This is a genomic window from Clostridium sartagoforme AAU1 (assembly GCF_000401215.1).
GTDB classification, from domain to species: Bacteria; Bacillota; Clostridia; order Clostridiales; family Clostridiaceae; genus Clostridium; species Clostridium sartagoforme.
Window position 1 is genome coordinate 1 of the sequence record NZ_ASRV01000261.1, and the last position, 1,342, is coordinate 1,342.

General features: G+C 29.3%; 2 protein-coding genes. Both read left to right on the plus strand.

Going from position 1 to position 1,342, the window contains the following annotated elements; genetic code table 11:
- The first annotated feature begins 78 nt into the window (after positions 1–78).
- Entirely contained in the window at positions 79–375 is a 297-nt protein-coding gene (locus A500_RS19790; RefSeq protein WP_016209197.1) for a transposase, read from the plus strand.
- Positions 376–404: 29 nt separating this feature from the next.
- Positions 405–1,316: an IS3 family transposase gene (locus tag A500_RS19795; RefSeq protein WP_278245147.1), complete on the plus strand. Its 912-nt coding sequence runs from the start codon at positions 405–407 to the stop codon at positions 1,314–1,316.
- The last annotated feature ends 26 nt before the right edge of the window (positions 1,317–1,342 follow it).

Genomic DNA, 1,342 nt, shown 5'->3' on the forward strand with positions numbered 1-1,342 from the left:
TCATAGGCCCCCTCAAAAAGTTGGACTATTACATTCAATGTAATTATAATAAAAATAACTTAATTGAGGGGGATAAAAATGAGTACAAGATTTATAAGAAAGTTTACTGAAGAAGAGAGAGTTGCTATTGTAATAGAAGCATTAGAATGTGGAAGTAATTCACTTGTTGCTTCTAAATACAATATAAATCCTCAACAGTTATCGAATTGGAAAGGCAATTATAGAAGATATCATCAAACTATAAAGCCTAAAGATTGTAAGGAAAAAGAACTTATACAAGATTATAAAAAGGCTTACTTAAAAGCTATTGAAGAAAATAAAGAAAAGGATCTTGAAATAGCTGTATTAAGAGATTTGTTAAAAAAAAAGAAATAGTTGATTACTATGAATATGCAGAACAATGGATTTCCTGCGGAGCACCGGTAAAAAGTATTCTACGAATACTTGGACTTAATAAATCTACTTACTATAGAAAGAAAAAGATACAAGGCCCAAATAAGCAAATTATTTTTAAAGACCGTTCGTATATACCGGGGTTTAGCTATAATAACAAAAATCAAAAAGTTAATGATATATTAATTCAAAAATATATTTCAGAAGTTAGAAGTGATGAATTTGGAAAGTATTACGGTTATAAGAAAATAACCTCAGTACTTAATAGAAAATATTCATTAATTATAAATAAGAAAAAAGTTTATAGGCTAATGAACACTATGGGAATACTACATGAACGTACTGAAAGAGTTAGAAAGTATAAAAGAATATGTAAGAATCATAAGGTATCTAATTCAAATCAGTTATGGGAAATGGATACTAAATATGTGTTTATTGCTGGAACAAGAGAAGTTGCTTATTTAACTTCAATTATAGATGTTTTTGATAGGAGTATCATTGCTTATGATCTTAGCTTATCAGCTAATGCTTCTGCAGCTGAAAGAGTAACAATAACAGCCTTATATAATAGAAAAATCAAGGGGCATGTCAATGGGCTTACGCTTCGAACTGATAATGGATCACAATTTATAGCGCACAAGTTTGAAAAACTGTGCCTTAAAGAAAATATTATGCATGAAAGGATTCCAGTTCACAGTCCAAATTACAATGCTCATATTGAATCATATCATAGGTATCTTCAAGATGAATGTCTTACAGGAAAAATGTTTTTAACTTTTGATGAAGCAGAAGATACTATTGAAAGATATGTTAATGGATACAATACAAAGAGAGTTCATTCATCAATAGATTACAGAACTCCAAATGAGTTCTATAATCTAAAGAATTGTAATTTTAAGAATAACTTAGTAATCAGTGTATAAGGTCCCATTTGAGGGGGCCAATCCGA